At 60.1% G+C, this 25,800-nt stretch carries 28 protein-coding genes; 10 read left to right on the top strand and 18 right to left on the bottom strand.

Features of this window, described 5'->3' with window-relative positions; genetic code table 11:
• Positions 1-4: 4 nt before the first annotated feature.
• The 4 genes from J0G10_RS18255 to J0G10_RS18240 form a co-directional block, all read right to left on the bottom strand.
• On the bottom strand, positions 5-1,420 hold the full coding sequence (locus tag J0G10_RS18255; RefSeq protein ID WP_220556405.1) for a heavy metal sensor histidine kinase: 1,416 nt from the start codon (positions 1,418-1,420) through the stop codon (positions 5-7).
• On the bottom strand, positions 1,417-2,088 hold the full coding sequence (locus J0G10_RS18250) for a heavy metal response regulator transcription factor (RefSeq protein ID WP_220556404.1): 672 nt from the start codon (positions 2,086-2,088) through the stop codon (positions 1,417-1,419). The genes J0G10_RS18255 and J0G10_RS18250 overlap by 4 nt, the downstream gene beginning before the upstream one ends.
• Before the next feature lie 9 nt (positions 2,089-2,097).
• Positions 2,098-2,355, bottom strand: coding sequence for a DUF2790 domain-containing protein (locus J0G10_RS18245; RefSeq protein WP_064389346.1), 258 nt, complete (start codon positions 2,353-2,355; stop codon positions 2,098-2,100).
• Between the two features lie 254 nt (positions 2,356-2,609).
• Positions 2,610-3,320 carry a murein L,D-transpeptidase catalytic domain family protein gene (locus J0G10_RS18240; protein WP_095047934.1) on the bottom strand — a complete coding sequence of 237 codons (711 nt, stop codon included), beginning with the start codon at positions 3,318-3,320 and terminating at the stop codon, positions 2,610-2,612.
• 151 nt (positions 3,321-3,471) lie between these two features.
• On the opposite strand from J0G10_RS18240, the gene J0G10_RS18235 reads away from it, so the two are divergent.
• Entirely contained in the window at positions 3,472-5,088 is a 1,617-nt protein-coding gene (locus tag J0G10_RS18235) for a L,D-transpeptidase family protein (RefSeq protein WP_220556403.1), read from the top strand.
• Between the two features lie 3 nt (positions 5,089-5,091).
• On the opposite strand, the gene J0G10_RS18230 is transcribed toward J0G10_RS18235, so the two are convergent.
• The 4 genes from J0G10_RS18230 to J0G10_RS18215 all read right to left on the bottom strand — a co-directional run bounded on the left by J0G10_RS18230 (position 5,092) and on the right by J0G10_RS18215 (position 8,599).
• The gene (locus tag J0G10_RS18230; RefSeq protein WP_095047932.1) at positions 5,092-5,607 is read right to left on the bottom strand and encodes an HvfX family Cu-binding RiPP maturation protein; all 516 of its coding nucleotides are present in this window, start codon (positions 5,605-5,607) and stop codon (positions 5,092-5,094) included.
• Positions 5,608-6,056: 449 nt separating this feature from the next.
• Positions 6,057-6,686: a DNA-3-methyladenine glycosylase family protein gene (locus J0G10_RS18225; RefSeq protein WP_220556402.1), complete on the bottom strand. Its 630-nt coding sequence runs from the start codon at positions 6,684-6,686 to the stop codon at positions 6,057-6,059.
• Positions 6,687-7,484, bottom strand: a complete 798-nt coding sequence (locus tag J0G10_RS18220) for an isocitrate lyase/PEP mutase family protein (protein WP_220556401.1) — start codon at positions 7,482-7,484, stop codon at positions 6,687-6,689.
• Positions 7,485-7,516: 32 nt separating this feature from the next.
• Entirely contained in the window at positions 7,517-8,599 is a 1,083-nt protein-coding gene (locus J0G10_RS18215) for a bifunctional transcriptional activator/DNA repair enzyme AdaA (protein WP_220556400.1), read from the bottom strand.
• 210 nt (positions 8,600-8,809) lie between these two features.
• Between J0G10_RS18215 and J0G10_RS18210 the strand changes: the two genes are divergently transcribed.
• Positions 8,810-9,223 carry a VOC family protein gene (locus J0G10_RS18210; protein WP_095047928.1) on the top strand — a complete coding sequence of 138 codons (414 nt, stop codon included), beginning with the start codon at positions 8,810-8,812 and terminating at the stop codon, positions 9,221-9,223.
• Here J0G10_RS18210 and J0G10_RS18205 read toward each other — a convergent pair.
• Entirely contained in the window at positions 9,220-9,840 is a 621-nt protein-coding gene (locus J0G10_RS18205; protein WP_095124596.1) for a LysE family translocator, read from the bottom strand. The two genes, J0G10_RS18210 and J0G10_RS18205, sit on opposite strands and share 4 nt — an antisense overlap.
• 275 nt (positions 9,841-10,115) lie before the next feature.
• Here J0G10_RS18205 and J0G10_RS18200 point away from each other — a divergent pair, with 275 nt between their 5' ends.
• The 3 genes from J0G10_RS18200 (at position 10,116) to J0G10_RS18190 (ending at position 13,882) form a co-directional block, all read left to right on the top strand.
• Positions 10,116-10,730, top strand: a complete 615-nt coding sequence (locus J0G10_RS18200) for a biliverdin-producing heme oxygenase (RefSeq protein ID WP_220556399.1) — start codon at positions 10,116-10,118, stop codon at positions 10,728-10,730.
• Positions 10,727-12,964, top strand: a complete 2,238-nt coding sequence (locus tag J0G10_RS18195; RefSeq protein WP_220556398.1) for an ATP-binding protein — start codon at positions 10,727-10,729, stop codon at positions 12,962-12,964. Before J0G10_RS18200 ends, J0G10_RS18195 begins: the two co-directional genes overlap by 4 nt.
• A gap of 330 nt (positions 12,965-13,294) precedes the next feature.
• Positions 13,295-13,882: a LysE family translocator gene (locus J0G10_RS18190; RefSeq protein WP_095047924.1), complete on the top strand. Its 588-nt coding sequence runs from the start codon at positions 13,295-13,297 to the stop codon at positions 13,880-13,882.
• 121 nt (positions 13,883-14,003) lie between these two features.
• Here the strand turns inward: J0G10_RS18190 and J0G10_RS18185 are convergent, their stop codons facing one another.
• The 5 genes from J0G10_RS18185 to J0G10_RS18165 form a co-directional block, all read right to left on the bottom strand.
• Positions 14,004-14,312 carry an antibiotic biosynthesis monooxygenase family protein gene (locus J0G10_RS18185; RefSeq protein WP_095047923.1) on the bottom strand — a complete coding sequence of 103 codons (309 nt, stop codon included), beginning with the start codon at positions 14,310-14,312 and terminating at the stop codon, positions 14,004-14,006.
• Positions 14,313-14,333: 21 nt separating this feature from the next.
• Positions 14,334-15,317: a zinc-dependent alcohol dehydrogenase family protein gene (locus J0G10_RS18180; RefSeq protein ID WP_220556397.1), complete on the bottom strand. Its 984-nt coding sequence runs from the start codon at positions 15,315-15,317 to the stop codon at positions 14,334-14,336.
• A gap of 61 nt (positions 15,318-15,378) precedes the next feature.
• A complete protein-coding gene (locus tag J0G10_RS18175) occupies positions 15,379-15,681 on the bottom strand; it encodes an ArsR/SmtB family transcription factor (protein WP_077572353.1) in 303 nt (100 codons plus the stop codon).
• 218 nt (positions 15,682-15,899) lie between these two features.
• Entirely contained in the window at positions 15,900-16,733 is an 834-nt protein-coding gene (locus J0G10_RS18170) for an AraC family transcriptional regulator (RefSeq protein ID WP_220556396.1), read from the bottom strand.
• Positions 16,734-16,768: 35 nt separating this feature from the next.
• Positions 16,769-17,272: a VOC family protein gene (locus J0G10_RS18165; protein ID WP_095124601.1), complete on the bottom strand. Its 504-nt coding sequence runs from the start codon at positions 17,270-17,272 to the stop codon at positions 16,769-16,771.
• 312 nt (positions 17,273-17,584) lie between these two features.
• Here J0G10_RS18165 and J0G10_RS18160 point away from each other — a divergent pair, with 312 nt between their 5' ends.
• Positions 17,585-17,854, top strand: coding sequence for a transmembrane sensor/regulator PpyR (locus tag J0G10_RS18160; RefSeq protein WP_220556395.1), 270 nt, complete (start codon positions 17,585-17,587; stop codon positions 17,852-17,854).
• Between the two features lie 212 nt (positions 17,855-18,066).
• Here J0G10_RS18160 and J0G10_RS18155 read toward each other — a convergent pair whose 3' ends face one another.
• The 3 genes from J0G10_RS18155 to J0G10_RS18140 all read right to left on the bottom strand — a co-directional run bounded on the left by J0G10_RS18155 (position 18,067) and on the right by J0G10_RS18140 (position 20,286).
• Positions 18,067-18,735, bottom strand: coding sequence for a class I SAM-dependent methyltransferase (locus J0G10_RS18155; RefSeq protein WP_095124603.1), 669 nt, complete (start codon positions 18,733-18,735; stop codon positions 18,067-18,069).
• A 129-nt stretch (positions 18,736-18,864) separates the two neighbouring features.
• On the bottom strand, positions 18,865-19,638 hold the full coding sequence (locus tag J0G10_RS18150) for a carboxymuconolactone decarboxylase family protein (RefSeq protein ID WP_095124707.1): 774 nt from the start codon (positions 19,636-19,638) through the stop codon (positions 18,865-18,867).
• A gap of 282 nt (positions 19,639-19,920) precedes the next feature.
• Entirely contained in the window at positions 19,921-20,286 is a 366-nt protein-coding gene (locus J0G10_RS18140) for a DUF6124 family protein (RefSeq protein WP_220556394.1), read from the bottom strand.
• A gap of 624 nt (positions 20,287-20,910) precedes the next feature.
• Here J0G10_RS18140 and J0G10_RS18135 point away from each other — a divergent pair.
• A complete protein-coding gene (locus tag J0G10_RS18135; RefSeq protein WP_220556393.1) occupies positions 20,911-21,303 on the top strand; it encodes a GFA family protein in 393 nt (130 codons plus the stop codon).
• Positions 21,304-21,447: 144 nt separating this feature from the next.
• On the opposite strand, the gene J0G10_RS18130 is transcribed toward J0G10_RS18135, so the two are convergent.
• Positions 21,448-22,278, bottom strand: coding sequence for an alpha/beta fold hydrolase (locus J0G10_RS18130; protein ID WP_095118413.1), 831 nt, complete (start codon positions 22,276-22,278; stop codon positions 21,448-21,450).
• Positions 22,279-22,544: 266 nt separating this feature from the next.
• Between J0G10_RS18130 and J0G10_RS18125 the strand changes: the two genes are divergently transcribed.
• From J0G10_RS18125 to J0G10_RS18115, 3 genes are read left to right on the top strand one after another with little or no spacing between them, the layout of a single operon-like run.
• On the top strand, positions 22,545-23,000 hold the full coding sequence (locus J0G10_RS18125; RefSeq protein WP_003224136.1) for a (2Fe-2S)-binding protein: 456 nt from the start codon (positions 22,545-22,547) through the stop codon (positions 22,998-23,000).
• A gap of 22 nt (positions 23,001-23,022) precedes the next feature.
• A complete protein-coding gene (locus J0G10_RS18120; RefSeq protein ID WP_220556392.1) occupies positions 23,023-25,185 on the top strand; it encodes a xanthine dehydrogenase family protein molybdopterin-binding subunit in 2,163 nt (720 codons plus the stop codon).
• Between the two features lies 1 nt (position 25,186).
• Positions 25,187-25,765 carry a hypothetical protein gene (locus J0G10_RS18115; protein WP_095047912.1) on the top strand — a complete coding sequence of 193 codons (579 nt, stop codon included), beginning with the start codon at positions 25,187-25,189 and terminating at the stop codon, positions 25,763-25,765.
• Positions 25,766-25,800 lie beyond the last annotated feature (35 nt).

Genomic DNA, 25,800 nt, shown 5'->3' with positions numbered 1-25,800 from the left:
ACTCCTACAGGGGATTTGTACTGTCTTGCCGGGCGGGGAAGAACAGTTCGAAGCAGGTGATGCCATCGGCACTGCTGACGCTATAGCGGCCCTGATGCAACTGCATGATGGTCGCGACGATTGACAAGCCCAAACCATTGGATTGCGCTGAGCGCTCGCGTGACTGATCGACGCGGTAAAAACGCTCGAACAGCCGCGCCAAATGTTCAGGGGCAATGGTTGTGCCCTGATTGCGTACCCGCAGATAACTGCCATCCAACTCGGCAATCGCTTCCACCTGCACCGTCGAATCCGCCGCACCGTACTTGATCGCATTGGCGCACAGGTTGGCCAGCGCACGGCGCAGCAGCATCGGTTCGGCCCAGATCACACCGCTACCACGAGCCTCAATGTACATCCCGACATCAGCCGCCAATCCTTCAAAATAATCGGCAATGCGCTGCATCTCATCCGCCGCGTCCAGCTCCTGGCGCTGGCTCAGCGCACTGGCCGGATCGGTGCGGGCGAGGAACAGCATGTTGTCGAGCATCCGCGTCAGCCGCTCAAGCTCTTCGACGTTAGAGGCGAGCAACTGCTGATAGGCCTCAATGCTACGGTTCTGCTGCAGCGCGACCTGGGTTTCGCCGAGCAGGTTGTTGATCGGCGTGCGCAACTCATGGGCCATGTCGGTGGACACCTGACTCAACTGCGTAAAGCCCTTGGCGAGGCGGTCGAGCATGGCATTGAAGGCTTCGATCATCGGCTGCAATTCTCGTGGTGCACCGCTGCTGGCAAGGCGTTCGCCAAGGTTGCCGACACCAATGCCATGCGCGTGTTTCGCCAGTCGCCGCAACGGCAATAAACCGCGATACACCAGCAGGCAGCCCACCACTGCCAGCAACAGTGCCGCCAGCGAGGCGAGGCCATAAACACTCAAGCGGTAGTTGGCGAGCATCGCCGTGCGCTCGCTCATCAAACGCCCGGTGGTGACTTGCAAGTTGCCCAGTTCACCGGAATCGATACTCGCCGCCACCGCCGAAAACGGCACGCCGTCGACGCTCGGCAAGTGCTGCACGTCCTTGAGCGTCATCGGCTGGTCGCTGGGCACCGGCGGCAACGTAGGCGTGCTCAGATTGCCCGGATTGACCACCAGCAGCGGCGGTTGCCCCGGCGAGCCAATGGTCAGCAACGCTTCGCGATTACCAAGCATGTTCTGGAACAACGCCGGTTTGTTCTTGATCAATTCGAGGGTGTTGCTGTCATTGAGAAAGGTGCGCAACTGATCGACGCGGCTGACCAGTGAGATGTCGTCGCGGCGAATCAGTTGCGCTTCGAGTTCGCCGTACAGCGCGGCGCCGAGGCCGGCCAGCGAGGCGAACGCGAGCAGGGCAAACACCAGCGCCAGGCGCAGTGTCAGGGAATACGGGCGATGGGCGCTCATGGTTGCGTATCGAAGCGATAGCCGATGCCACGCACGCTATGGATCAGCTTGAGCTGGAACGGGTCATCGATCTTCGCCCGCAAGCGGCGCACCGCGACATCAACCACGTTGGTGTCGCTGTCGAAATTCATGTCCCACACCCGTGAAGCAATCAGCGAACGGGCGAGAACCTGGCCGGTATGAGTGGCGAACAACTGCAGCAACGCGAACTCTTTGTTGGTCAGGGTGATGCGCACCCCGGCGCGGCTTACGCGGCGTTTGAGCACGTCGATCTGCAGGTCGGCGATTTGCAATTGTTCGTCTTCATGGATCGGCCCGCGCCGCGTCAGGGTGCGCAGGCGCGCCACCAGTTCGGCGAAGGAAAACGGCTTGATCAGGTAATCATCGGCACCTAGTTCGAGGCCTTTGACGCGGTCAGCGATATCGTCGCGGGCGGTGAGGAACAGCACCGGCGTATCAGCTTCCTTGCGCAGCCGGCGCAGGACTTCCCAGCCATCCATTTTCGGCATCATCACATCGAGCACGATCACATCGAAACTGTGTTCCAGCGCCAGGTGCAGGCCGTCGGCGCCGTCACGGGCGAGGCTGACGCTGTAACCCAGTTCCTGCAAACCGTTGAGCAGGTAATTGCCGGCCTTGGGTTCGTCTTCGACAACCAGAATATTCATCGATCAGTCTCAATGGTCATTGATGCAACCGCTGCCTTGTACCTGATAGTCCAGCACATGTTCGCGGCCCTGATGGTCGAGGTAATTCAATTGCGCCGGGACCACGCCACACGCTTGTGAAATATCGGTGCTGGACAGGACTTTGTCGACATCCAGATTGACGTAGAAACCGGATTTGTCATGAATCACGGCGGTGTCGGGCATGTTCGCGGCGAACGCGCTGCCGGTGGCGAGGAGGGCGGTGAAGGCGAGCAGAAGGGTTTTCATGGTCAGTCACTCAGTGGTCGGAGTTGATCGGCATTGGCGCCGGGACAACTTCAGGCTACCGAGCGATCCGCACGGCAAACCGACAGCTGAATGACAAAGTTGTAATGAAACGGTGTACGAAGATTTTCCAGACTCAACTCAAATCCTCGTGGGAGCTGGCTTGCCAGCGATGAGGCCTGCACAGTCAAAATTTCATTGACTGATCCACCGCTATCGCTGGCAAGCCAGCTCCCACAGGGTTACAGGTTGTGCCGTCAGCTCGCGTGGGTGTTGAGGATGCTCGCCACCTGCTGCGGCTGGCAGTTCAGGTACGGCGACGACTTCAGCCAGCGCTGATCCGGGTACCACGAAAACATGAACTGGCCATTCTTCAACCGGTCGATCACCTGCTTGGCGATCTGTGGCCGAACCGCTGGGCAGCCCTGGCTGCGGCCGATGCGCCCCTGTTTCTTGCTCCACAACGGATTCACATAACTGGCGGCGTGAATGACGATCGCGCGATCGCGGGCCATGTCATTGAAACCCGGCTCCAGACCGTCCATGCGCAGCGAATAACCGTGGGTGCCGCTGTAGCTTTCCTGCGTGCGGAACAGGCCAAGGCTCGACTGGTAACTGCCTTCGACATTGGAAAACTGCGTAGCGAAGTTTTCCCCGGAGTTGGAGCCGTGGGCAACCAGATCGCGCAGCACCAGTTTCTTTTTGTTGAGGTCGAAGATCCACAGACGGCGTTCGGTGGATGGCTGCGAATAGTCGATGATCGCCAGATGGCGGGACGGTTTCGCACCGTTGTTGACCGCGCACTGCATGGCGTTCAACGCACCTTTCAGCGCTTGGGGATTGAGTTCTGGCGCGGCGTGCGCGAGGCTGGTGTAGAGAACCGGCGATGGTTTGCCGGCGGCAAAAACTGGACTGGTCACGACGAGAGCGGTGGCAGTCAACAGAAGTCGGCGCAAAAACGTCAACATTTTATAAAGTGTCCTCACTTGCTACTTATTTGGCACTTTGGCTCCTGACTCCCAGTCAATACCCGCAAGCCCGTCGATCGAGCCTGACTCTCAAGCGCACCTGATGTAAGGTTGGCCATCATCTGGACGGCCATGGATTGGAGTAAAGCAGTTGTTCAAAAAGTACGCATGCTACTTGAGCATTTGTTTGCTCGCTGCGCCGTTTGTCGCTTGTGCCGATGAGCCGCTGCCGCCGCTGGAAACACTGCCGACGCCACCGGCAGAAATGCCGGTCGAGCCGCAAAGTCCGTTGCAGGCTGTAATGATCAATCTGCCGCAGTCGTGCCCGGCGATTGCCGCGCATCTCAACGGCCCGGCGCTGACGCAATTGCAGGCCTTCTATCAGCAGCAGGACTGGATGCCGGTGTGGGCGAGTGAATCTGCGCGATTGCCGATGTTGCAGGCGCAATTACAGTTGTTGGCCGATGATGGCCTCAATCCAAAACGCTATCCGATCGCGACCACAGCGCCGCAGGATGGCGAGTTGTGTGCCGACATCGACATCAGCCGCAACTACCTCCAGGCCCTGCAGGATCTGCATTACGGAAGCTTGCTGCAATCACACTTCGAACCGCTGTGGCATGCCGACGCCACCCCACGCGACCGTCAGGCGGAATTGTTGGCCATCGCGGTACCGGGCATGCACGACATTCCCGCCGCGTTCGAACTGGCCCGACCGCGCCTGGCGCAATATCAGGACCTGCGTCAGCTCTACGCTGCGCAACGGCTCAAAGCCTTGCCGCAATGGCAGGCGGTGGGCAGCGGGCCGCTGTTGCGCCCGGCCATGGAAGACAAACGCGTGCCGGAACTGGCCCAGCGTCTTTACAACGAAGGTTATCTGACTCAGGTCGTTGGTACGCCCGGCAATGCTTATGACGGCGTGCTGGTCGACGCCGTGAAGAGTTTTCAGGCCAACCATTCGCTGCAGGCTGACGGTGTAGTCGGGCCGGGCACGATTGCCGAACTCAACATCAGTCCGCTGACCCGTCGCGAGCAGTTGCGGGTCAACCTCGAACGTTTCCGCTGGATGGCTCAGGACATGGAGCCCGATGGCTTGCTGGTCAACGTCGCCGCCGCGGAACTGACGCTGTATCAGGGCGGCGTACCGGTGTGGCAGACGCGCACTCAGGTGGGCCGAGCCGAACGCCAGACGCCGCTGCTGAAATCGCGGGTGACACGCCTGACCCTGAACCCGACCTGGACCGTGCCGCCGACCATCTGGAAAGAAGACAAGCTGCCGGAAATCCGCAAGGACCAGACCTTCCTCAGCCGGCAGAACCTGCAAGTGCTCGACGCCAACGGGCAGCCGCTGGCGGCGGCGGACATCGATTGGGACAACCCCGGCAACATCATGCTGCGTCAGGACGCCGGGCCGCGTAATCCGTTGGGGCAAATGGTCATCCGCTTCCCCAACCCGTTCTCGGTGTACCTGCACGACACGCCAAGCAAGGCGCTGTTCGAAAAAGGACCACGCGCTTTCAGCTCCGGTTGCGTGCGGGTCGAACACCCAATGCAACTGCGTGATCTGCTGCTCACCCCGGCGGAAAAGGCCCGCACCGAAACCTTGCTGGCCACCGGCACCACTCACGAATTTCGCTTGTCGGCACCGGTGCCGATCCTGATGACCTACTGGACGGCCCAGGTCGACAGCAGCGGCCGCGTGCGCTACTCACCGGACATCTACAGTCGCGATAGCGCGTTGCTGGTGGGGCTTGATCGAGCGCACTGAGCCTCAGCGGGTGCTTCGGTTCCAGAACACCCGCGCCAGCCACGCATCGACACTCAACTTGCCCGCCCCGGCGAACACCAGCGGCAGTAGCGCGGCCAGGTAAATCGCCGGCAGCTTGAAGTTGCCGAAGCCTTTGTTGGTGATCGCATACCCCTGCGCCAGTTCGCTCAGTGACGACCAGTCTGCGGGCCAGTGCACGGCGGCGGTCGCCACGACGGTGACCACGATCAGCGAAACCGCCGAAATGCGCGTGCCGAAGCCAAGCAGAATCGCCAGTGCGCAGATCAGTTCGGCCCACATCGACAGTTCCCAGTTCAGCGTTGCCGGCAGTTGATCGAATGGGAAGGGGAATCTGTCCTGGATGTCTTCGAACCAGTTCTGCCCGTTGAGTTTCTCCAGCCCGGATTCGAAGAATTCCCAGGCGATGAACAGGCGCAGGGTCAGAGGGGCGAGCCAGGTGCCGGCGCGGTCGAGGTTCAGGTGCAGGGTTTTGATGGCGGTTGAAAGGGTGGCGGTCATGATGCAGCTCCGGTGAGTTGAGTGAAATCGACCGGGGCATTTCAGCGTTGGGGTGTATCGGGTGTGTGTCGACGGTGTGGGGATTGTGCTTTTGGTGTGTCTGCGGCTTCGGGATATACAGTGCGATACAGTCAAAGGCCCCTCACCCCAGCCCTCTCCCGGAGGGAGAGGGGGCTGACCGAGTTGTCTTGCGTCATCCATCGACCTGAGAAATCCGGTCGATTATGGATCTAAGTTTTGGCGATCATGGATTCACAGACGCTATTTCAGGTCGGCGTAAAATCTCCCATCTCCCCCAATCAGTCCTCTTTGCCTCTGGGAGAGAGCTAGTGAGGGCAGTCGATTATAGGTTTGAGAAGTCTTGTCGATCGTGGATTCACAGATGCTATTTCAGGTCGGTGTAAATCTCCAATATCCCCCAATCAGTCCCCTCTACCTCTGGGAGAGGGCTAGGGTGAGGGCAACGGTTTAGGCACCCGCCACAAATACCACGCCGCCACCGTCCGATACGGCCGCCACGCCAAACCAATCTCGACCATCTGTCTGCGCGTCGGCTGCACCTCGAGCCCCTTCAATCGCCGATAACCCTCGCGCACACCAAAGTCATCCGCCGGCAAAATATCCATGCGCTCCAGGCTGTAGATCAGCAACATCTCCACCGTCCAGCGACCCACCCCGCGCAAACTGACCAAACGCTCGATCAACGCCTCGTCATCCATCGCCAGCGCCGTAGCGTAATCCGGCACCACACCCGCCAGCGTCGCCTGAGCAATCCTCTGAATCGTCGCAATCTTGCTCGCCGAAAACCCGCAACCGCGCATGCGTTCGAAATCAGTCGCAAGAATCTGCTCGGGACGCGGAAATGACTGCCCCGGAAACAGTCCCACCAAGCGCCCGACAATCGCATCGCCGGCCTTGGCATGCAGCTGCTGATAAGCAATCGCCCGCACCAATGACTCATAAGGATCGCGCGCCGGATGCGGTTGATGCAGGCACCGGCCGATCGCTTCGATATGGCGCCGCCAGTGCGGATCAAGCGCGGCCAGAAACGCGCTGGCCGCTTGATAGTCGTCAGCCATTTATTTCAGCAAGCCGTTGACTTCGCCGTAGGTGAACGCCTTGAGTTCATGGCTGTCGAGTTTGCCGCTGGCCAGAAAGCTTTTCACCAGCCCGCCCATCGCGCCATAGAGGAATTCGGCAATGCCGGAGCCGGCGCTCAAGCGGCGTACGCCCAGCGCCAGCAGCTCTTCAGGCGACGGCAAACACGCGAAGCCAAGCACGTTGACCGGCAGCGCCGTGCCCTTGCAGATTGCCTCGATTTCATAGGCACTCGTGACGCCCGCCGCGAACAGGCCATCGGCACCGGCCGCTTGATATAACGCAGCGCGACGCAGGGTTTCGGCGACGCGATCTTCGGCCGGAACCAGGCTTTTCAGATAGACGTCGGTGCGCGCATTGATGAACAGCTGCACCTCGCGCTTGTTGGCCACCTGACGTGCCACTTCGATCTTGCGCGCGAGCAACTCCGGATCCGCAGAACCGTCCTCGATATTGATGCCAACAGCACCCGCCGCAATCACCGCATCCAACACTTCCGCCACGCGCCCGAGGTCGTCGGAATAACCGGCCTCGACGTCCACGGTCAACGGCACGCTGATCACCCGGGCGATGGCTTCTACCGTCGACACCAGCCGTTCGAGGGGCAGAGCGTTGCCGTCCGGGTAGCCGTGGGCCCAGGCCACTGCGGCGCTGCTGGTGGCCACGGCTTTACCGCCCAGGTGCTCGACCAGTCGCGCGCCGGTGGCGTCGCCGACGTTGGTCAGCATCAACAGGCCTTGCTGGTGCAACTGGTGAAACTGCGTAGCGAGCGCGTTCATCAAAAATCCTTCTTGTCAGTTGATTCGATTCGTCAGAATGCCAGGGGTTGCGTGAGCTGCACGGCGGCGTTTTCCAGTCGCAGCAGAAACGCTTTGCGCGGCTGCCCACCACCATAGCCGGTCAGCGAGCCATCCGCGCCGATCACGCGATGACAAGGCACCACAATCGACAGCCGATTGTGCCCGTTGGCCAGGCCGACCGCGCGACTGGCGCCGGGTTTGCCCAAACCGGCGGCGATGGCGCCGTAGGTGCTGGTGTGGCCGTAAGGGATTTGCAGCAGCGCCGACCAGACCTGCCGGGCGAACTCGCTGCCGGGCAGGTGCAATGGCACGGTAAAGGTATTCAGCTGGCCGGCGAAATACTGCGCCAGTTGCGCCTCGATCTGCTGCAAATGCGCGTTGTGCCCCGGCGCCACCGCGTAACCGTAGCGGTTCTGCAATTCCTCGACTTCGCGGGTCAGTGCCGGGCGATCAAGAAACTCCAGCAACACCAGGCCACGGCGTTCGGCCATGGCAATCATCGGCCCCAGCGGCGTGGTCAACCGGGTGAACAGCAGCGGCTCGCTGTGTCCGGCGCGGCCCGGGGTGATGTGGAAGGACTTCTGAAAGGCATCGCGAAAACCGCTGAGCGATTCATAACCCGAATCAAACGCGGCGTGATCAATCGAGATGCCTTGCTTGATCCCGCCCAGCGCCATGCCCAAGCGGCGCGTGCGCAGCCACGCATGGAAGGTCATGCCGAAATGCTGCTTGAACCAGCGCCGCAGCTTCAGCGGCTCGATGCCTTTAGCGAGCAATTGTGCGTCGCTCCAGCGCACCTCCGGATCGGCGTCCACGGCGTTGAGCAGCCGTTGCACCCAGTCCGGGGCGATGGCTGCGGCATCCAGTGGTTTGCAGCGCAGGCAGGCGCGATAGCCCGCCGACAGGCAGTCGTCGGCGTGGGCGAAGAACTCGACGTTCTCCGGTTTCGGTTTGCGCGCCGTGCAACTGGGGCGGCAGAAGATCCCGGTGGTTTTCACGGCCGTGAAGAACACGCCCTCGTAGGCAGTGTCGCGTTCGAGCATGGCGCGAACCATCTCGGCGTGGGGCGGCAGGACAGCGGTTTGTATGTTCATGGGCTGAGAGTAAAACCAGTTTGTCGATGGCTCCACCGAAAAATCGACAGTGAATTTTCAACCCCTCTGAACTACCGTGTAGGAGCTGCCACAGGCTGCGATCTTGATCGTTCCCACGCTCTGCGTGGGAATGCAGCCCGGGACGCTCCGCGTCCCAAAATCCCAGATCGCCGCTATCGGCAGCTCCTACCGTTTGTTGAGGTGTGTCCGATGCATCCGTTTTCCATCCAGCATATCGATCACATCGTCCTGCGCGTCGCGGACCTGCCGCGCAGCATCGACTTCTACAGCCAGGTGTTCGGTGCCGAAGTGGTCAAGCGCAACGAACCGTTGGGCCTGATACACCTGCGCGCCGGCACGTCGATGATCGACCTCGTCGACCTGCAAGGCGAACTCGGCCGCAAGGGCGGCGGGGCGGCCGGCAGCGAACGGCGTAACGTCGATCACTTCTGCCTGCGCATCGAGCCGTTCGACGAAGAAGCACTGCGCGCGCACTTGCAATCCTTCGGCTTGAGCGTGGCCAAAGCCGAGTCACGCTTCGGCGCCGAGGGCAAAGGGCTGTCGCTGTACTGCTTCGACCCGGACGGCAATCAGGTCGAACTCAAAGGCCCGTCCGAGGCTTAAGCGCGTTTGGCCATCAACAGCACCGAAGCCGCCGCCGACAGCAGGCCTGCGCAGCAACGATTGAAGATCCGTTTGCCGCGCGGCTCGGCGAACCAGCGGCGCATGTGCAGGCCCATCCAGGCGTAGGCGCTGATGGCGATCCACTCCAATAAAAGGAACAGCACGCCGAGTACGGCGAATTGCGCCGCCACCGGGCGCGCCGGGTCGACGAATTGCGGCAGAAACGCGGTGAACAGCAAAATCGCCTTCGGATTGCCCGCCGCCACCAGAAACTCCTGTCGTGCTAAAGCAAAGAAGCCAACGGTCCCGCCTGTTACTTGCTGCTCGGCCTCGGGATTGGCCCGCCACAACTGCCAGGCCAGGTACAACAGATACGCCGCGCCGACGATCTTGATCGCATGGAACAACCATTCCGAAGTCTGCAACACCACTGAGAGACCGGCACCGGCCAGTGCGATCATCCCGGCGAACGCCAGAATCCGTCCGATGCCCGCCGTGCAGGCGCGGCGAAAGCCATAACGCGTGGCGTTGCTGACCGACAGCAGATTGTTCGGCCCGGGGGCCATGTTCAGGGCGAAGCAGGCCGGAAGAAACAGGATGAGCGTGGCGAGATCCATGACGGCACTCCAGAAACGAGAGCGATATTTTTAGCACAGCCTCCGGGCGCTCAGACCCATACAGTCACGCGGCGCTGTCGCGGTACAGCGCCCGGTGCCGTTGGGCAACGCGGTCGAACTTTTTGCAGATGCCTTCACTCTGAATGACTGAGAGGGTGATGGTTTCGGCAGAAATATCTATCCGGCCGGTCAGAAACCGCGATAGCCGTGTAAAATTTCACCGACGTTGCATTCACCCCGTTTGGCCCCCGGCGGCCCCACCAAGAGCGATCTACATGCAAGCAAAGGCCCGTGAAGTTTATGTGCCACCGGTGCTGCAAGATCTGCGAGCCGGCACTGCCGAACTGCACATCGCACTGGAAAAACGCCTTCCTTTTTTCTCCGATACCCTCGATACCCAGGCTTTTGTGCGGTTGATGCAGGCTTATTACTGCTTCTATCTGCCGCTGGAAAACGCCTTGCTCCGCAGTGATGCAATTCCTGCCGATTTTGATCTGACGCCTCGACTCAAAGCGCTAACCTTGCGCACTGATCTGCACGCGCTGGGCGTATCTGCCGAAGCGCTGCAAAACCTGCCGCAGTGCGAGCAGTTGCCGGTCATCGACTCAAGCGCTGCCTGCCTTGGCGTGCTCTACGTCCTCGAGGGGGCGACGCTGGGCGGGCAGATTCTGCGCCGGGAAATCTCGACGCGGTTAGGCCTGGAAGCCGATAACGGCGCGGCTTTTCTCGATATCTACGGCGCCGCCACGGGCCGGCGCTGGCGTGACTTTATCGAATACCTCGGCAGTCGGCCAATGAGCGCCGCCGAGCGCGGCGCTGTCGTCACCGCCGCACAAACCACATTCAGCTGTTTCGAGCGCTGGCTCGAAAGCCGGGAGGTACTGGCATGAACCCGCAAGACAAAGAAGCCTTTGAAGAACTGCTGGCCAACTGTGCCGACGAGCCGATTCGTTTCCCCGGTGCGATCCAGCCCCACGGCTTGCTGTTGACCCTGAGCGAACCTGCATTGGCGATCATTCAGGTCAGCGCCAACGTCGAAAGCCTGCTGGCCCGGGTGCCGCAAAGCCTGATCGGCCAGCCACTGGAAAGCCTGATCGGCGACGCCGAAGCGGCGCAAGTGCGCGAAGCTTTACTGCAACCGTCGCTGTCCGATGTGCAGCCGCTGCGCTTCAGGCTCAACGGCACGGCATTCGAGGGTTTGCTGCACCGCCATCAAGGTGTGCTGATTCTGGAGCTGGAAATCCACGTGGAAAATTTCCAGCCGCGCAATGTCGCCGGCAATCAAACGCATCTGGGGCGCATGCTCCAGCGTCTGCAAGGGGCCACCACGTTGCAGGCGCTGTATGACATCAGCGTCAAGGAAATTCAGGCCATGACCGGTTACGACCGGGTGTTGATCTATCGTTTCGAGGAGGAGGGCCACGGTCAGGTCATCGCCGAAGCCTCCGACCCGTCGATGGAAGTGTTCAATGGCCTGTTTTTCCCGGCGTCGGACATTCCCGAACAGGCGCGTGAGCTGTATCGCACCAATTGGCTGCGGATCATCCCCAATGCCGACTACCAACCGGTAGCGCTGGTGCCTAAGCTGCGCCCGGACACGAACACGCCGCTGGACCTGAGTTTCGCCACCCTGCGCAGTGTGTCGCCGATCCACTGCCAGTACATGAAAAACATGGGCGTGTTGTCGTCGATGAGCATTTCCCTGCTCAAGGGTGACAAGCTTTGGGGCCTGATCAGTTGCGGCAATCGTCAGCCACTGCACGTGCCGCATGAGTTGCGTGCGGCGTGCCAGACCATCGGCCAGGTACTGTCGTTGCAGATTAGCGCCATGGAAGCGCTGGAGATCAGCCGTCAGCGTGAAGAAAAAGTCGAAGCCTTGGCGCTGCTCAATCAGGCGATGATCGACTCGCCGCAGAATGTCTTCGACGGTCTGGCCAATCAACCGCAGACGTTGATGGCGCTGACCAATGCCGGCGGCATCGCGATCATCGAAGACAAACAACTGCACCGTTACGGCAACTGCCCGGAACCGGAAGACATTCGCGCCTTGCACAAGTGGCTGCAGGACAGCGGCGAGCCAGTGTTTGCCAGTCATCACCTGGCCAGCGTCTACCCGCCGGCCGCGCAGTATCAGCAGGTGGCCAGCGGCGTGCTCGCCATGAGCTTGCCGAAACCGGTGGACAACGGTGTGTTCTGGTTCCGTCCCGAGGTCAAGGAGAACATCAATTGGAGCGGCGATCCGCGCAAGCCGCTGGACCTGGAAAACTCCGGCGCCGGCCTGCGTTTGCGCCCGCGTACCTCGTTCGAAATCTGGAAAGTAGAGATGGCCGGGATCTCCACCAAGTGGAGCCACGGTGATTTGTTCGCCGCCAATGATCTGCGCCGTTCGGCACTGGAAAACGATCTGGCCCGGCAGGTCCGCCGTGAGCAGGAAGCGGTGCGCGCCCGCGATGAATTGGTGGCGGTGGTGTCGCACGATCTGCGTAACCCGATGACCGTGATCTCGATGCTCTGCGGCATGATGCAGAAGGCTTTCAGCTCCGACGGCCCGCACACTTCGCGCAGGATCTCCACGGCCATCGACACCATGCAGCAGGCCGCCGGGCGCATGAATACGCTGTTGGAGGACCTGCTCGATACCTCGAAAATCGACGCCGGGCGCTACTCCATCACCCCGCAGAAACTCGATGTCGGGCAGATGTTCGAGGAGGCGCAGGCGTTGCTCGCGCCGCTGGCGTTGGACAAGGACATCAGCATTTCCTTCGCCGCCGACCCCGATCTGCGTATCCATGCCGACCCCGAGCGGCTGTTTCAGGTGCTGTCTAATCTGGTCGGCAACGCGATCAAGTTCACCCCGCGCCTGGGCACGGTGGGCGTGCATGCCACGTCGGTCGGCGATGATATCGTTTTCACTGTGCGCGACAGCGGCGAGGGCATTCCCAAGGAACATCTGCCGCACGTCTTTGACCGTTACTGGACGGTGAAAGAGGGCAATCCGACCGGCACCGGTCTGGGGTTATACATCACCCAAGGTATCGTCGAAGCCCATGGCGGGCGGATCTTCGCCGAGAGTGAACCGGGGCAGGGCAGCGAGTTCCGCTTCACCGTGCCGCGTTTGGACTGAACACAGCTTCTATGTGGGAGCGAGCCTGCTCGCGAATGGGGTCGTCCTGGCAATGCAGTGCTGAATGACCCACCGCTTTCGTCGGAACGCCGCCCGGAGCAGGCTCGCTCCCACAGGGGATTTGTGTCGTTTGATCGTTCCCACGCTCTGCGTGGGAATGCCTCAACGGACGCTCTGCGTTCGGCTCTGGAAGGGACGCGGAGCGTCCCGGGCTACATTCCCACGCAGAGCGTGGGAACGATCAGGATCACAGGGGCATTTTCTTCAATACCGAGGACCGGGTGCTCGCTACCGTGAGCACCTTGTTCCTCGATTTGAAGCAGGTGTGCGATGAGTCTGATTGTTTCCATGGCGGCTTTTGCGTTGGCTGCGTCGATCACGCCGGGGCCGGTGAATATCGTGGCGTTGAGTTCCGGGGCGCAGTTCGGTTTTCGCGCCAGTCAGCGGCATGTTGCCGGAGCGACGCTGGGGTTTGTGCTGTTGCTGGTGTTGATGGGATTGGGCCTGCATGAGGTGTTGAAGCTCTGGCCGTTCATGACCCGTGTGGTGCAACTGGCCGGCGTGGCGTTTCTGCTGTTCATGGCGTGGAAACTGGCCATGGATGACGGACAGTTGAATGCCGGTGAGTCAGGGCGGGCGCCATCGATGCTGTATGGCGCGGTGATGCAATGGCTCAACCCGAAAGCCTGGCTGGCATGCGTCGCGGGTATGGGCGCGTTTGTCGCTGATGGCGAGGCGCGGCTGGTGTGGCAGTTTGCGGCGGTGTATCTGGTGATTTGTTATCTGTCGGTCGGCTGCTGGGCGTATGCTGGGACGTTTTTGCGTGGGTATTTGAGCAATGCGGCGGGAATGCGTTGGTTCAATCGGGTGATGGCGGGGTTGTTGGCCGTCAGCGCGATATACCTGCTGCTACCGTAAACCCTGTAGGAGTGAGCCTGCTCGCGATAGCGGTGTATCAGTCAATATAAATGTCGATTGATAGACCGCTATCGCGAGCAGGCTCACTCCTACAATGGATCACGGGTAGCCGAGAGATTGATTAGTTGAATGGCTGCTGAAACGCGCCACCTTCGATGTGCCAGACCTTCGGCTCGTCCGAAAAATACTCCTCCAGGCCCAGCATGAACAGCCGATGGTCTTCACTCGCTTCAAACCCCGGCGTGTGATCCTCAAGGGATTGCCAGCGCACAATCAAATTGAACACCTCAGGCGTTTCGATTCCTGGCGCGAGCAGGTGGCCGCCGTAACCCTTTGCCCGTTTGAGCAAAGGCTCGACCTCGGCGAACGCACGCCGAAACGCTTCAGTTTGTTCTTGGTGAACGGGTAGTAGAGCGATCTCGTAAACCATGATGTTCTCCTCGAAGTGAGTTCAGCGATTGTCGACTTGAGACGACGGCACGACAGCAATCGCGATCTTCCCTTGGAGGCCGTTGTTGGGCGTCTCCAGCCGGGCATGGGCGAGGCCGATGTCGGCCAGCGCATAGACCGCGCCAACGTGCGGGCGCAACTGACCGTTCGCGATCAATGCGCTCAGTTCATCGAGCTTGCCGCGGTTTTGCCGGGTGAAAACGAAGTGATAACTGGCGTTCTTGCCCCAGGCCTGAATCAGGTTTTGTGGCTGGGCAAGGTCGACGATCGACACCACGCGGCCAAGCTGTGCAAGCGCGTCAGGACTGCGCGCCAAGGTGTTGCCGCCGATGGTATCGAACACCACATCGACGCCGTGGCCAGCGGTTTCGCGCAGGATCGCCTCGACGTAATCTTCCTTTTCGTAGTCGATCAGCACATCGGCGCCCATACGCTGGGCGAACTCGAAATTGCCTTCACGCACGGTAGTAAAAACCTTCGCGCCGATGGCTTTGGCCAACTGGATTGCGACATGACCGACGCCACCCGCGCCGCCATGGATCAGAATGCTCTCGCCGACTCTGAGCGCCGCCCGCACGACCAGCGCTTCCCACGCCGTGCCGCCAACCAGACTCAGGCTTGCCGCTTCAAGGTGGCTCAGTGCGGGCGGCTTCTTGCCGATAATGCTTTCGGCCGCCACGTGGTATTCGGCATAACTGCCTGGGCCGTCGAAAATCTGCGGGGTGTACCAGACTTCGTCACCCGGCCCGAACGCCGTCACCCCCGGCCCGACCGCTTCGACAACGCCGGAGACGTCGTGCCCGGTAATGGCGGGGAGGGGCACCAGATCGGCATAGTCGCCACGGCGAACCTGATAATCCAGCGGGTTGATGGAGGTAGCGTGCACCCGTACCAGGACTTCGCCCGCTTGTGGCACTGGCTTGGGTACCTCGCAAAGTTCGAACGATTGCGCGCCGCCAAATGAAGTAAGGATCATCGCTTTCATTGCATTTCCTCGTTTCGGTAAAAAGGGATATCGGGAATTCTCGATATCGTGGGGCAAAAAATTACAGCTCGCTGCCGATGATCTCGGCCAGCGCGCTGATCGCTGCTTCGTTGCGTTTGTAATAGGTCCACTGCCCAATACGCCTGACTTCGACCAGGCCGGCGCGTTGCAGCGTCGCCAGGTAATCGGACACCGTCGACTGCGACAGCCCGACGCCTTCCTGAATACTGCTGACGCAAACACCCACCGTATGCACGTCACCTTCGTCCTGGGGAGGAAAGTGTTTCTCGGGATCCTTCAAGCCTTTGAGGATTTCCAGGCGTGTGCGGTTCGAGAGGGCTTTGAAGATTTCGAGTAGTTCCATGCCGCGACGATATCGGAATTTACCGATATGTCAATATCTGAATGTGTTGGCCAGCGATTGATCGTTCCCATGCTCCGCGTGGGAATGCCTCAACGGACGCTCTGCGTTCGGCTCTGGAAGGGACGCGGAGCGTCCCGGGCTGCGTTCCCACGCAGAGCGTGGGAACGATCAAACAAGCTCGCTCCCACGGGGGGAAGTGTTGATTTTCAGATGAGGTGTCAGCCGCGATATTGGCCGGGCGTTGCCGCCAGATGCTGCTTGAACGCTCGTTGAAAATGCGCCTGGTCGGCAAACCCGGCTTCCAGCGCCACATCAGCGATCAACTCCCCGCTGCGCAAACGCTCGCGGGCGAACTGGATGCGCTGGTTGACCAAAAATGCGTGGGGCGTCATGCCGTAATGCTGTTTGAAGGCGCGGATCAGGTACGACGGTGAAAGCTGTGCAGCGGCGCAGATGTCGTCGAGGTTGAGCACTTCGGTGCAGTGCTCGCGGATGAAATCGGCAGCGCGTTCCAGTTTGAAATTTGGCTCGCGCAGAGAGGGGCCGGCGGGGTTCAAACGCAGTTGCAGGTCGCTGAAAAACTCCACCGCCGCGCTTTGCTTGCGCAGCACATCCTGTTGCGGGTCGACTAACGTTTGATACAGCCCGTTCAGTTCGTTGAACAGCGCAGTGTCATCAAGGTGAGTGGTGGAAAAACGCCGAAACTGCAGATCACCGGCAAAGCCCAACTGATGCTGCAAATCCGTCAGCCAGGGCGTTTCCACGTACAGCATCACATACGACCACGGCTGATCATCGATCGGATTGCACGCATGCACATCGCCGGGGTTCATCAGCACCACAGTGCCCGCCGCGACCTCGAACTGCGCCTGCTCATGCACATAGGTGCTGCGACCGGCGGTGATCGCGCCAATGGAAAAGTGCGCATGGGAATGCCGCGCGTAGCAGACCTCGCGGCCATCGGCGATGGCCCGCGCTTCAATGAACGGCAGCGCCGCGTCGCGCCAGAAGCGCGGGGCTTTTTCAGGGTGTTTGGCGGCAGCGTGTTTCATCGTTGTTATTCCCGGCAGGCCAGGGCGCCATTGTATTAGCTCTGGCCGGCAAAGGCCCGTTCGAGTTCGGCAATGTCGAGTTTTTTCATCGTGAACATGGCCTGCATCGCTCGCTGCGATTTGCTGGTGTCGGCATCCAGCATCATGTGCATGAACGCCACCGGCACGATCTGCCACGACACGCCGAACTTGTCTTTCAGCCAGCCGCATTGCTGGGCTTCGACGGGGCCACCCTCGGACAGATTGCCCCAGAAATGGTCGACCTCTTCCTGATTCTGGCAATTGACTTGGAACGAGATCGCCTCGCTGAATTTGAACATCGGCCCACCGTTAAGGCCGGTGAAGGTCTGGCCGTCGAGTTCGAAACTGACGGTCATCACCGCACCTTCCGGTTTGCCATGAAATTCCTGACCGACCTTGCTGTAGTGGGTCAGGCCGGTGATTTTCGCGTGATCGAAGATTGAGCAGTAAAACTTCGCAGCGGCTTCGGCCTGATCGTCGAACCAAAGGCAAGGGGTGAGTTTTTGAAAGCGTTGCATGGCAGTCATCCTCGGCAGGTTAGACAGCTGGATTTACAGCGTAGTCAGTCCTTGGTCGATTGCCGGTGCCGTAGATCGACAATTGCCGAGCATTGGAAATCCTGACGACGGAGACACCGAGCCGCAGACCGGATTTTCTTACCGTGTCTTTATGTAGTCGTAATGACAAGGTTTCAGGTCGAATTGACTGCGTCCGGCTTGTGTCAAATTGACTCGTTATCGTGCAACAAACTGATTTTATTGAATTGAAAATCGGGCACGAGACTTGATGTACTCAACTTACCTAAACGAACCGCTCAGGAGTACGCCACCATGCTCACTTTCTTTGAAAGCCCGCTGAACGTTCTGCACCTGTCGAGCAAAATCCTCGTCGCTGGTCTGCTCATGCTGCTCGCTGGCATATACGGCGCGTATCTCTACAACGGCCACATGCCGATTGCGCTGCTGGTGGCGATGCATTCGCTGACCATCCTCGGCCCGACCCTGATCAAGATTGGCTACGTCATGCGCCTGCTGGCGCAGTACCGCATCCGTGGTCCCGAAACCACTGTGGGAGCTTGCCTGCAAGCGATTGCGGTCTGATATTCAACATTGATGTCGCCTGAAATACCGTCATCGCGAGCAGGCTCACTCCCACAGGTTTGTATGGTGGTCACAAATTCCTGGCACACCCAAACCACTGTGGGAGCTGGCTTGCCAGCGATGAGGCCAGCACCTTCAACATCAATGTTGACTGACCCGACGCCATCGCTGGCAAGCCAGCTCCCACAATGATTGATGGTGTTTCTGAAATCTCAGCGGCGCTCGGCAACCATCAGCAAGGACTGCGGCACTGGACTTTGCGGATGCTGTGGCTCCTGCAAACCGGCCAATTGGAACCCGGCCATGTCCAGCGCATTCAACCAGCTCGACAACGTGCGGAAATACCACGGCATCGGCTGCCACTGACCTTTGAATCCCGCGAACGATTCTTCGCGCCAGCCATCCTGATAATCGCCTGCCGCGACAGACCATGGATGCAGTGTCTGAATGACCACAACACCTGTGGGAACAAGCAAGGCATTCATCGCGGCAAGCAGCGGAATTATGTCTTGATGCAGTAGCGAGAAATTCGCGCACACCAGGTTGTAGTCACGACCGATATCGACCTTGCCATCGACCAGCGCTTCGTAACTCGCAACATGCACCCGCGCCGCCCCCGCCAGACGCGCCGCTTCGACCAGCCGCGCATCGCCATCCACCCCGACGGCATCAATCCCCCGATCCGCCAGCGCCCGCAACAGCCAGCCTTCACCGCAGCCGAGGTCGAGCACACGCTGCGGCTGCCGGCCCATGATCGCCAACAAAATCGCTTGATCGGTAACCTGCTGACGGCTTTCGATGGCGCCGCTGCGTATCACCTCGATCCAGACATCAGCGTTGTCGTGCCAGCTCTGCAAAAGGCTGGATTCGGGGGAGGGCATGGCGGAGTCCCGACTTCTGAAAAACCACAGTATGGACGCTGATCGCAAGCCAGGGTTTGTAGATCAGCGCACCCACACAACTCCGAACGCCGATATTTTTGAGAAATCGATATCAGGTCCATTTTTCGGTCATTTTTTCGAAGCCGCCAAAGCCTCTTTGAGCGCTGCATTTGCACGTTCGGCGGTTTGCGCATCACCGTGCTTTTTCAGCAGCTCAGTGACCTCGGCCAACTGTGCCGCGCTGAGCCCGACGCGCAGGCTCGCCGCCATATGCGCGCGCAGTTGCGATTCTACGCCCGGCGTTGCAGCCAGCGCCCCGACGGTCGCCAGTTCACGGCTTTGCCAGTCAAGGTTGTCGCGCTCGAAGATGTCGCCGAACAGGTGGGTTTGCAGGAACTGGTTGATAACCGGGGCGAACTCGAACACCGGGCCTTTGACCGGGGCGCCCGAAATTTTCGTTTGATTCGCGGTGCCGCTGGCCAGCAGTTCATCCCCAACTGGAATCGCCCGGCCCGGCTCACGCCCCGGCGCATCTTCGATGCCGCGTTGTTTGCGTACCTGCACCACCGTCATCAGCTCGTTCAAGGCATTGAGGCTGCGCGGAAAACCCACATAGGCGTAGAGCTGCACGAGAATTTCCCGGGTTTCGCTGATGGTCAGGCCGGCGTCGAGTGCCTGGTTGAGCGCCGAGTTGAGGTTGCGCATGTCGCTGGTCGCCATGAACGCGGCAATCAGTGGAATCGTCTGTTGTTTACCCGACAGGGCCTGTGCGGTGGTTTGCGGAGTGGTCATGGATTGCGGTGTCTCGGCTGCTTGAGTGGTAGCGCTGAACATCGACCCAACGATCAGGCAGAACGCCATAAGTGCGGGAAGGGCAGCGCTGCTGCGTGTGTCAGTGGCCATCGTGAAAGGCTCCATCCTTTGCGGTTCTGCGATGTCCTGAGTAGCGGTGGTCGAGCCATAGCCATAGCTCAGGTCCATGCAGCCAACGCCGAGGGCGGATACTTCGAGTGAACGGTTGCCGCGTGTGCGCTTGTGCATGTCGATCTCCCGTTGGGCGTGGGGAGCACAGTAAGCGAGGTGACGGGGGGGCACTAGACGGCTAAATCAGGATGGCTTGATGAATTCTGCTCATCAATCCATGGAATGAGTGGAGGGGTAACCCTGCACTCATCCTTTGGGTGACTACTGTGGCACGCGCAGCTTGTCCAGCAGGCGATTGACCAGCAGCTCGTTCAGCATGATCACCTGTTGCAGCGCCAGCAGCGGTTTGCGCTCCGGGCCGCCTATCGAGTTGGCGATGTTACCGGCCATGGAGTGGGCGTAGGAAAGCGACTCACAGGCTTCGACCAGTAGGGTTTCGTCATCCAGCGTGGGGTCGACCAAATAGACCGGGCGAAACTTGGGTGAGCTTGGCGGCGCCCCTAGTGCTTCGGGCCGGAGGTAGTAGTCGAGGGCGCGGTCGGTGGCCTCTTTGACCTTTTGCGGGTCAAGTGACGGATCGTGGGGAATTGGATCGGTTTGTGGTGGGTTGGGCGTAATTTTGAACATAGATGAAGTCTCGTATCGATATAAATAGGAGCCATCACTCTCGCTACCAAACGAAGGGTGGCGGCCATGCGCGGGTTGGTAGACCGGTCGATACGGAAACCCGGCGCTCACGAATGAGCCCCACGCATGTCCACCATATAAAACACAGCCGCGAATAAAGAGACTGAATAAGGTGGCGCCATACGGCGGTACCGACGCGGGCTACCAAACCCGATCACTGTTTTGCAGTGACAGGCAAACGATATAGCCCCGCACATAGCCGTGTAAGCCGGCGGATTCTGGCGTACGCGTAGGTAACGACGCAAGGTGTTGTAGGGAGGATGGCGTAACGGTTTGTGTGCTTTAAACGTGATAACCGGATGACGTTTACACATGGGCAATGTCGGTTGGTGGCGGCTTTCTGTTTTGCGTGAGTCTGTGAGATTTTTCCCCCTCACCCCAGCCCTCTCCCCAGGGGGGCGAGGGGGAAAGGGAGCTGATCTTTGTGCTCTTCAAACCTGAGTCCGACTCGGTATTTCAAGTCGGTGCAACTTGCACATTCAGCGCGGTCAGTTCCCTCTACCTCTGGGAGAGGGTTAGGGTGAGGGCTGTCGCTAATTTCAAATTCTGAAGAGGAGGTGCGACATGAATCTATTGACCGGCAGTTGCCTGTGCGGCGATGTCCGTTTCGAAGTGACAGGTCAGCCCTACCGAGTCGGCATCTGCCACTGCCTCGACTGCCGCAAACGCCACGGCACGCTCTTTCACACCTCGGCCATATTTCCCGAGGATGCGTTGAAGGTCACCGGCGAAACCCGCGACTACAACGGGCGCTTTTTCTGCCCGCGTTGCGGCTCACCGGTGTTCACACGTTCGGCAGATGAAGTAGAGGTCAACATCGGATCGCTCGATGAGCCTAATCAGTTCAAACCTACCTACGAACTCTGGACGATTCGCCGCGAGTCGTGGTTACCGGCGCTGCCACTGGCTCACCACTACGAGCGTGATCGTGAAAGCACGGGGCGCATGGAGGAATAATGGACGTGAGCCCAATCACATCCCCCTTGTGGGAGCGAGCCTGCTCGCGAATGCGGTGGGTCATACAGCTCAAGTTCAACTGACAGATCGCATTCGCGAGCAGGCTCGCTCCCACAGGGGGGAAGTGTATGGCTGCCAATGATCTCAGCCGCGAATAAACGCCAGCAGATCCGCGTTGATCGTCTCTGCCTCCGTCGTCGGCATCCCGTGGGGGAACCCCGGATACGACTTCAGCGTGCCATTGGGCAGCAACTTCGCCGACAACGGCCCTGAATCCGCATACGGTACAATCTGATCATCCTCGCCATGCATCACCAGCACCGGCACCGTGACCTTCTTCAAGTCTTCGGTGAAATCGGTCTGCGAAAACGCCACGATCCCATCGTAGTGCGCCTTCGCTCCGCCGATCATGCCCTGACGCCACCAGTTGGCAATAATCCCTTCCGATGGCGTGGCCCCGGGCCGGTTGTAGCCATAAAACGGCCCGGTCGGAATGTCGCGATAAAACTGCGCGCGATTCGCCGCGAGTTGCGCCTGAAAGTCATCGAATACCGATTTCGGCAGCCCACCCGGATTGCTCTCGGTCTGCACCATCAACGGTGGTACCGCGCTGATCAGCACACCTTTGGCAACGTTGTCCTGACCATGCCGGGCAATGTAATGAATCACCTCACCGCCACCGGTCGAATGGCCGACATGCACGACGTTCTTCAGGCCCAGATGATTAACCACAGCCAGCGTATCGTCGGCGTAATGATCCATGTCGTGCCCGTCCCAGACCTGACTCGAACGTCCATGCCCACGGCGATCATGGGCAACCACCCGGAAGCCTTTGCCGAGGAAGAACAGCATCTGTGCGTCCCAATCGTCCGAGCTGAGCGGCCAGCCGTGGTGGAAGTGGATCACCGGCGCGTCTTTCGGGCCCCAGTCTTTGTAGAAAATCTCGACGCCGTCTTTGCTGGTGACAAATCCCATGTTCGCAACTCCAGACCAATCTGATGGGTAACCCGCGCGGTCAGCGCGGACCGGTTTCGCTCATGACGAGTTTTCCACTGCGATGGCTCAGTGCGAGCCGTTATCAACTGTAGGATTAAAGTCGACATCTGCATGACCGGTGGTCGCAACGTCTGGCTTCGTGCGCAAATTAGGCTTTGCTGAAAGGGATAAGCCGAGGCGCGCGTAGGCTTTGATGGCCACAGCGGCGCCCCTTCAGAACACCGTGAGTCTGAGGAAATTCCCCGATGCTGACCTTGAATATCAATGGCAAGGATCAGGAGCTCGATGTCCCCGCGGACATGCCGTTGCTCTGGGTCCTGCGCGATGTCGCGCACTTGACCGGTACCAAATTTGGTTGCGGCATGGCCCAGTGCGGGGCCTGCACCGTGCACGTTGACGGGGCGCCGTTGCGCGCCTGCATTACGCCCGCGACCGCCGTGGCCCATGGCCAGAAAATTCTAACCATCGAAGGGCTGTCCACCGACGGTTCGCACCCGGTGCAGCAAGCCTGGGCCGAACTTGACGTGGTGCAGTGCGGTTACTGCCAGTCGGGGCAGATCATGTCTGCTGCCGCGCTGCTGGCGAAAATCCCCAAACCCACCGACAGCGATATCGATCAGGCGCTCTCCGGCAATATCTGCCGTTGCGGAACCTATCCCCGCATTCGCGCAGCGGTTAAGCGTGCATCGGAAATCGGCTGATTCAATCTGTGGGAGATAGACGATGAACAGTCCTGTATCGCGTCGGAGTTTTCTCAAAGGCAGCGCCCTGTTGGGCGGCGGTCTGGTGGTGGCGTTTGTCGTCCCTGGCGGCCACAAGTTTGCCTATGCGGCCGAGAATGAAGGCAAGGTGTTTGCGCCGAATGCATTTTTGCGCATCGCGGCGGACAACAGCGTCACCGTGTTGCTCGGGCATTCGGAGATGGGCCAGGGCATCTGGACCGGCCTGACCATGTTGATTGCCGAGGAGCTGGACGCGGACTGGTCGAAGATCCGCGTCGAGCACTCGCCCGCGTCGGCGGCGGATTACGGCATGCCCGGTTTTGGCGGCATGCAGATTACCGGCGGCTCGACGTCGACGTGGATGGAGTTTGACCGCTATCGACTGGCAGGCGCGACCGCGCGGCAGATGCTGGTGGAGGCGGCGGCGAAACGCTTCGAGGTGGCACCGTCGGCCATTCGCACTGAATCGGGCGTGGTGATTGCCGGTGACAAGCGTGCAACTTATGGCGAGCTGGCAGATGCCGCCGGGCAATTGCCGGTGCCGGATCCGAAGTCGATTACCTTCAAGGAAGCCAAGGACTGGAAGGTCATTGGCAAACCGACCAAACGCCTCGACACACCGGAGAAAATCACCGGCCGCGCCAAGTTCGGCATGGACGTGCAGTTTGAAGGCTTGATGACCGCAATGGTCGCGCGCCCACCGGTATTCGGTGCCACTGTTAAATCTTTCGAAGGCGCTGAAGCGCTGGCGGTGCCGGGCGTACACAAAGTGGTGCAGGTACCGACGGGCGTGGCGGTGATTGCCGAGCATTACTGGGCGGCGAAACTGGGGCGTGATGCGCTGAAGGTCGATTGGGACCTGGGTCCGCATGCGGACCTGAGCAGCGAAAAACTGCTGGCGAGTTTCCGCAAACTGGCCGCGACGCAAGGCACGTCGGCGAGTCAGGCCGGTGATGCCAAGGGCAGTTTTGGCAAAGCGGCGAAGAAGATCGATGTCGAATACAGCGTGCCTTATCTGGCTCATGCGCCGATGGAGCCGCTCAATTGCACGGTGAAAATCAGCGCCGAGAAATGCGAAATCTGGACCGGTACGCAGTTTCAGACGCTGGATCAAATGGTCGCCGGCAAGATCACCGGGCTGAAGCCTGATCAGGTCGAGATCCACACTGAGTTTTTGGGTGGCGGTTTCGGGCGTCGGGCCAATCCAACGTCTGACTTTGTCGCCGAAGCCGTGCACGTGGCGAAAGCCGCCGCGATGCCGGTGAAAACCGTGTGGTCGCGGGAAGACGATATTCGTGGCGGTTACTACCGCTCGATGTTCTTGCATCAGGCGAAGATCGGCTTGGGCGCTGATGGTTTGCCGTCGAGCTGGCAGCACGTGCTGGTCGGGCAGTCGATCATGACCGGCACGCTGATGGAGGCGACGATGGTCAAAAACGGCATCGACCCGACCTCGGTCGAAGGCGTTTCCGACAGTCCTTACGTTAAAGGCCTGGCCAATCATCAGGTCGATCTGCATTCGCCGCAAACGGGCATCAATGTGTTGTGGCTGCGCTCGGTTGGCCATAGCCATACCGGTTTTGTCATGGAATCGCTGATCGATGAAATGGCCACGGCGGCGGGCAAGGATCCGGTCGAGTACCGACGAACCTTGCTCAAGGATCATCCTCGGCATTTGGGCGTGCTCAATCTGGCGGTGGAAAAGGCTAACTGGAAAGCACCATTGCCGGATGGCCATGCGTTGGGCGTGGCAGTGCACGAGTCGTTCGGTAGCTACGTGGCGCAGGTGGCGGAGGTGTCGCAGGACAATTTGGCGATTCGCGTGCATCGCGTGGTCTGTGCGGTGGACTGCGGGATTGCGGTGAATCCGCAGAGTATCGCGGCGCAGATGGAATCGTGCATCACCTTCGGTCTGGGCATGGCGCTGCACAGCAAACTGACGCTCAAGGACGGCGCGGTCGTGCAATCCAACTATCACGATTATCAGGTGCTGCGGGTCAACGAGATGCCGGTGGTGGAAGTGCACATCGTGCCCAGCAGCGACAAACCCGGTGGCATCGGCGAGGCCGGTGTGCCGCCGACCGCGCCAGCCGTGGCCAACGCGGTGTTCGCCCTGACCGGGCAACGCCTGCGCGAGTTGCCGCTGCAACTGTCGGGGGTGTGAGATGAAACGACATCTAGTGTTGGGCACGGTGGTTCTACTGGGGCTGGGCGGTTATGCCTCGGACCTGTTTGCCGATGATCAGGAAGCCTTGAAAGCCTTCACCACGGTACAGAAAGTCTTCCAGAGTCCGCGCTGCCAGAACTGTCACATTCCCGGTGATTCGCCGTTGCAGTTCGACGCCGGCATTCCCCATGCGATGAACGTGGTGCGCGGCATGGACGGCAAGGGCGCCGCCGGTTTGCCTTGCGCGACCTGCCACGCGGAAAACAATCCGCCGGCCAGTTACGGCCCGCATGCGCCACCGGGCGCGCCGCACTGGAGCCTGCCGCCGGCGGCGCACAAAATGGCCTGGATCGGCCTGCCACCGGACAAGCTCTGCGCGATGATCAAGGACCGTTCGAGCAATGGCGATCGCGACTTTGCTGCACTGATCAAGCATGTCAGCGAAGACAAATTGGTGCTGTGGGGCTGGAATCCCGGGGCAGGGCGCGCGCCGGTGCCAGTGCCGCACGATATTTTTGTCACGCAATTCAAGCTCTGGGCCGATGCGGGCGGGCCATGCCCGGTGGCGCAAATGTGAGCCATTGCCAAATTAGCGCTACGCTTGGAAGCATT

Origin of the sequence: Pseudomonas germanica (assembly GCF_019614655.1) — a bacterium.
In the GTDB taxonomy this organism is placed as follows: Bacteria; Pseudomonadota; Gammaproteobacteria; order Pseudomonadales; family Pseudomonadaceae; genus Aquipseudomonas; species Aquipseudomonas neuropathica.
The sequence above is the reverse complement of the archived record's forward strand: the minus strand, read 5'-3'. Positions and strand labels throughout refer to the sequence as shown.

Bases quoted from the DNA above. Each gene is read 5' to 3' on its own strand.
- J0G10_RS18255 (WP_220556405.1), bottom strand. From the start codon at position 1,420: ATGAGCGCCCATCGCCCGTATTCCCTGACACTGCGCCTGGCGCTGGTG.
- J0G10_RS18250 (WP_220556404.1), bottom strand. From the start codon at position 2,088: ATGAATATTCTGGTTGTCGAAGACGAACCCAAGGCCGGCAATTACCTG.
- J0G10_RS18245 (WP_064389346.1), bottom strand. From the start codon at position 2,355: ATGAAAACCCTTCTGCTCGCCTTCACCGCCCTCCTCGCCACCGGCAGC.
- J0G10_RS18240 (WP_095047934.1), bottom strand. From the start codon at position 3,320: ATGTTGACGTTTTTGCGCCGACTTCTGTTGACTGCCACCGCTCTCGTC.
- J0G10_RS18230 (WP_095047932.1), bottom strand. From the start codon at position 5,607: ATGACCGCCACCCTTTCAACCGCCATCAAAACCCTGCACCTGAACCTC.
- J0G10_RS18225 (WP_220556402.1), bottom strand. From the start codon at position 6,686: ATGGCTGACGACTATCAAGCGGCCAGCGCGTTTCTGGCCGCGCTTGAT.
- J0G10_RS18220 (WP_220556401.1), bottom strand. From the start codon at position 7,484: ATGAACGCGCTCGCTACGCAGTTTCACCAGTTGCACCAGCAAGGCCTG.
- J0G10_RS18215 (WP_220556400.1), bottom strand. From the start codon at position 8,599: ATGAACATACAAACCGCTGTCCTGCCGCCCCACGCCGAGATGGTTCGC.
- J0G10_RS18210 (WP_095047928.1), top strand. From the start codon at position 8,810: ATGCATCCGTTTTCCATCCAGCATATCGATCACATCGTCCTGCGCGTC.
- J0G10_RS18205 (WP_095124596.1), bottom strand. From the start codon at position 9,840: ATGGATCTCGCCACGCTCATCCTGTTTCTTCCGGCCTGCTTCGCCCTG.
- J0G10_RS18200 (WP_220556399.1), top strand. From the start codon at position 10,116: ATGCAAGCAAAGGCCCGTGAAGTTTATGTGCCACCGGTGCTGCAAGAT.
- J0G10_RS18195 (WP_220556398.1), top strand. From the start codon at position 10,727: ATGAACCCGCAAGACAAAGAAGCCTTTGAAGAACTGCTGGCCAACTGT.
- J0G10_RS18190 (WP_095047924.1), top strand. From the start codon at position 13,295: ATGAGTCTGATTGTTTCCATGGCGGCTTTTGCGTTGGCTGCGTCGATC.
- J0G10_RS18185 (WP_095047923.1), bottom strand. From the start codon at position 14,312: ATGGTTTACGAGATCGCTCTACTACCCGTTCACCAAGAACAAACTGAA.
- J0G10_RS18180 (WP_220556397.1), bottom strand. From the start codon at position 15,317: ATGAAAGCGATGATCCTTACTTCATTTGGCGGCGCGCAATCGTTCGAA.
- J0G10_RS18175 (WP_077572353.1), bottom strand. From the start codon at position 15,681: ATGGAACTACTCGAAATCTTCAAAGCCCTCTCGAACCGCACACGCCTG.
- J0G10_RS18170 (WP_220556396.1), bottom strand. From the start codon at position 16,733: ATGAAACACGCTGCCGCCAAACACCCTGAAAAAGCCCCGCGCTTCTGG.
- J0G10_RS18165 (WP_095124601.1), bottom strand. From the start codon at position 17,272: ATGCAACGCTTTCAAAAACTCACCCCTTGCCTTTGGTTCGACGATCAG.
- J0G10_RS18160 (WP_220556395.1), top strand. From the start codon at position 17,585: ATGCTCACTTTCTTTGAAAGCCCGCTGAACGTTCTGCACCTGTCGAGC.
- J0G10_RS18155 (WP_095124603.1), bottom strand. From the start codon at position 18,735: ATGCCCTCCCCCGAATCCAGCCTTTTGCAGAGCTGGCACGACAACGCT.
- J0G10_RS18150 (WP_095124707.1), bottom strand. From the start codon at position 19,638: ATGGCCACTGACACACGCAGCAGCGCTGCCCTTCCCGCACTTATGGCG.
- J0G10_RS18140 (WP_220556394.1), bottom strand. From the start codon at position 20,286: ATGTTCAAAATTACGCCCAACCCACCACAAACCGATCCAATTCCCCAC.
- J0G10_RS18135 (WP_220556393.1), top strand. From the start codon at position 20,911: ATGAATCTATTGACCGGCAGTTGCCTGTGCGGCGATGTCCGTTTCGAA.
- J0G10_RS18130 (WP_095118413.1), bottom strand. From the start codon at position 22,278: ATGGGATTTGTCACCAGCAAAGACGGCGTCGAGATTTTCTACAAAGAC.
- J0G10_RS18125 (WP_003224136.1), top strand. From the start codon at position 22,545: ATGCTGACCTTGAATATCAATGGCAAGGATCAGGAGCTCGATGTCCCC.
- J0G10_RS18120 (WP_220556392.1), top strand. From the start codon at position 23,023: ATGAACAGTCCTGTATCGCGTCGGAGTTTTCTCAAAGGCAGCGCCCTG.
- J0G10_RS18115 (WP_095047912.1), top strand. From the start codon at position 25,187: ATGAAACGACATCTAGTGTTGGGCACGGTGGTTCTACTGGGGCTGGGC.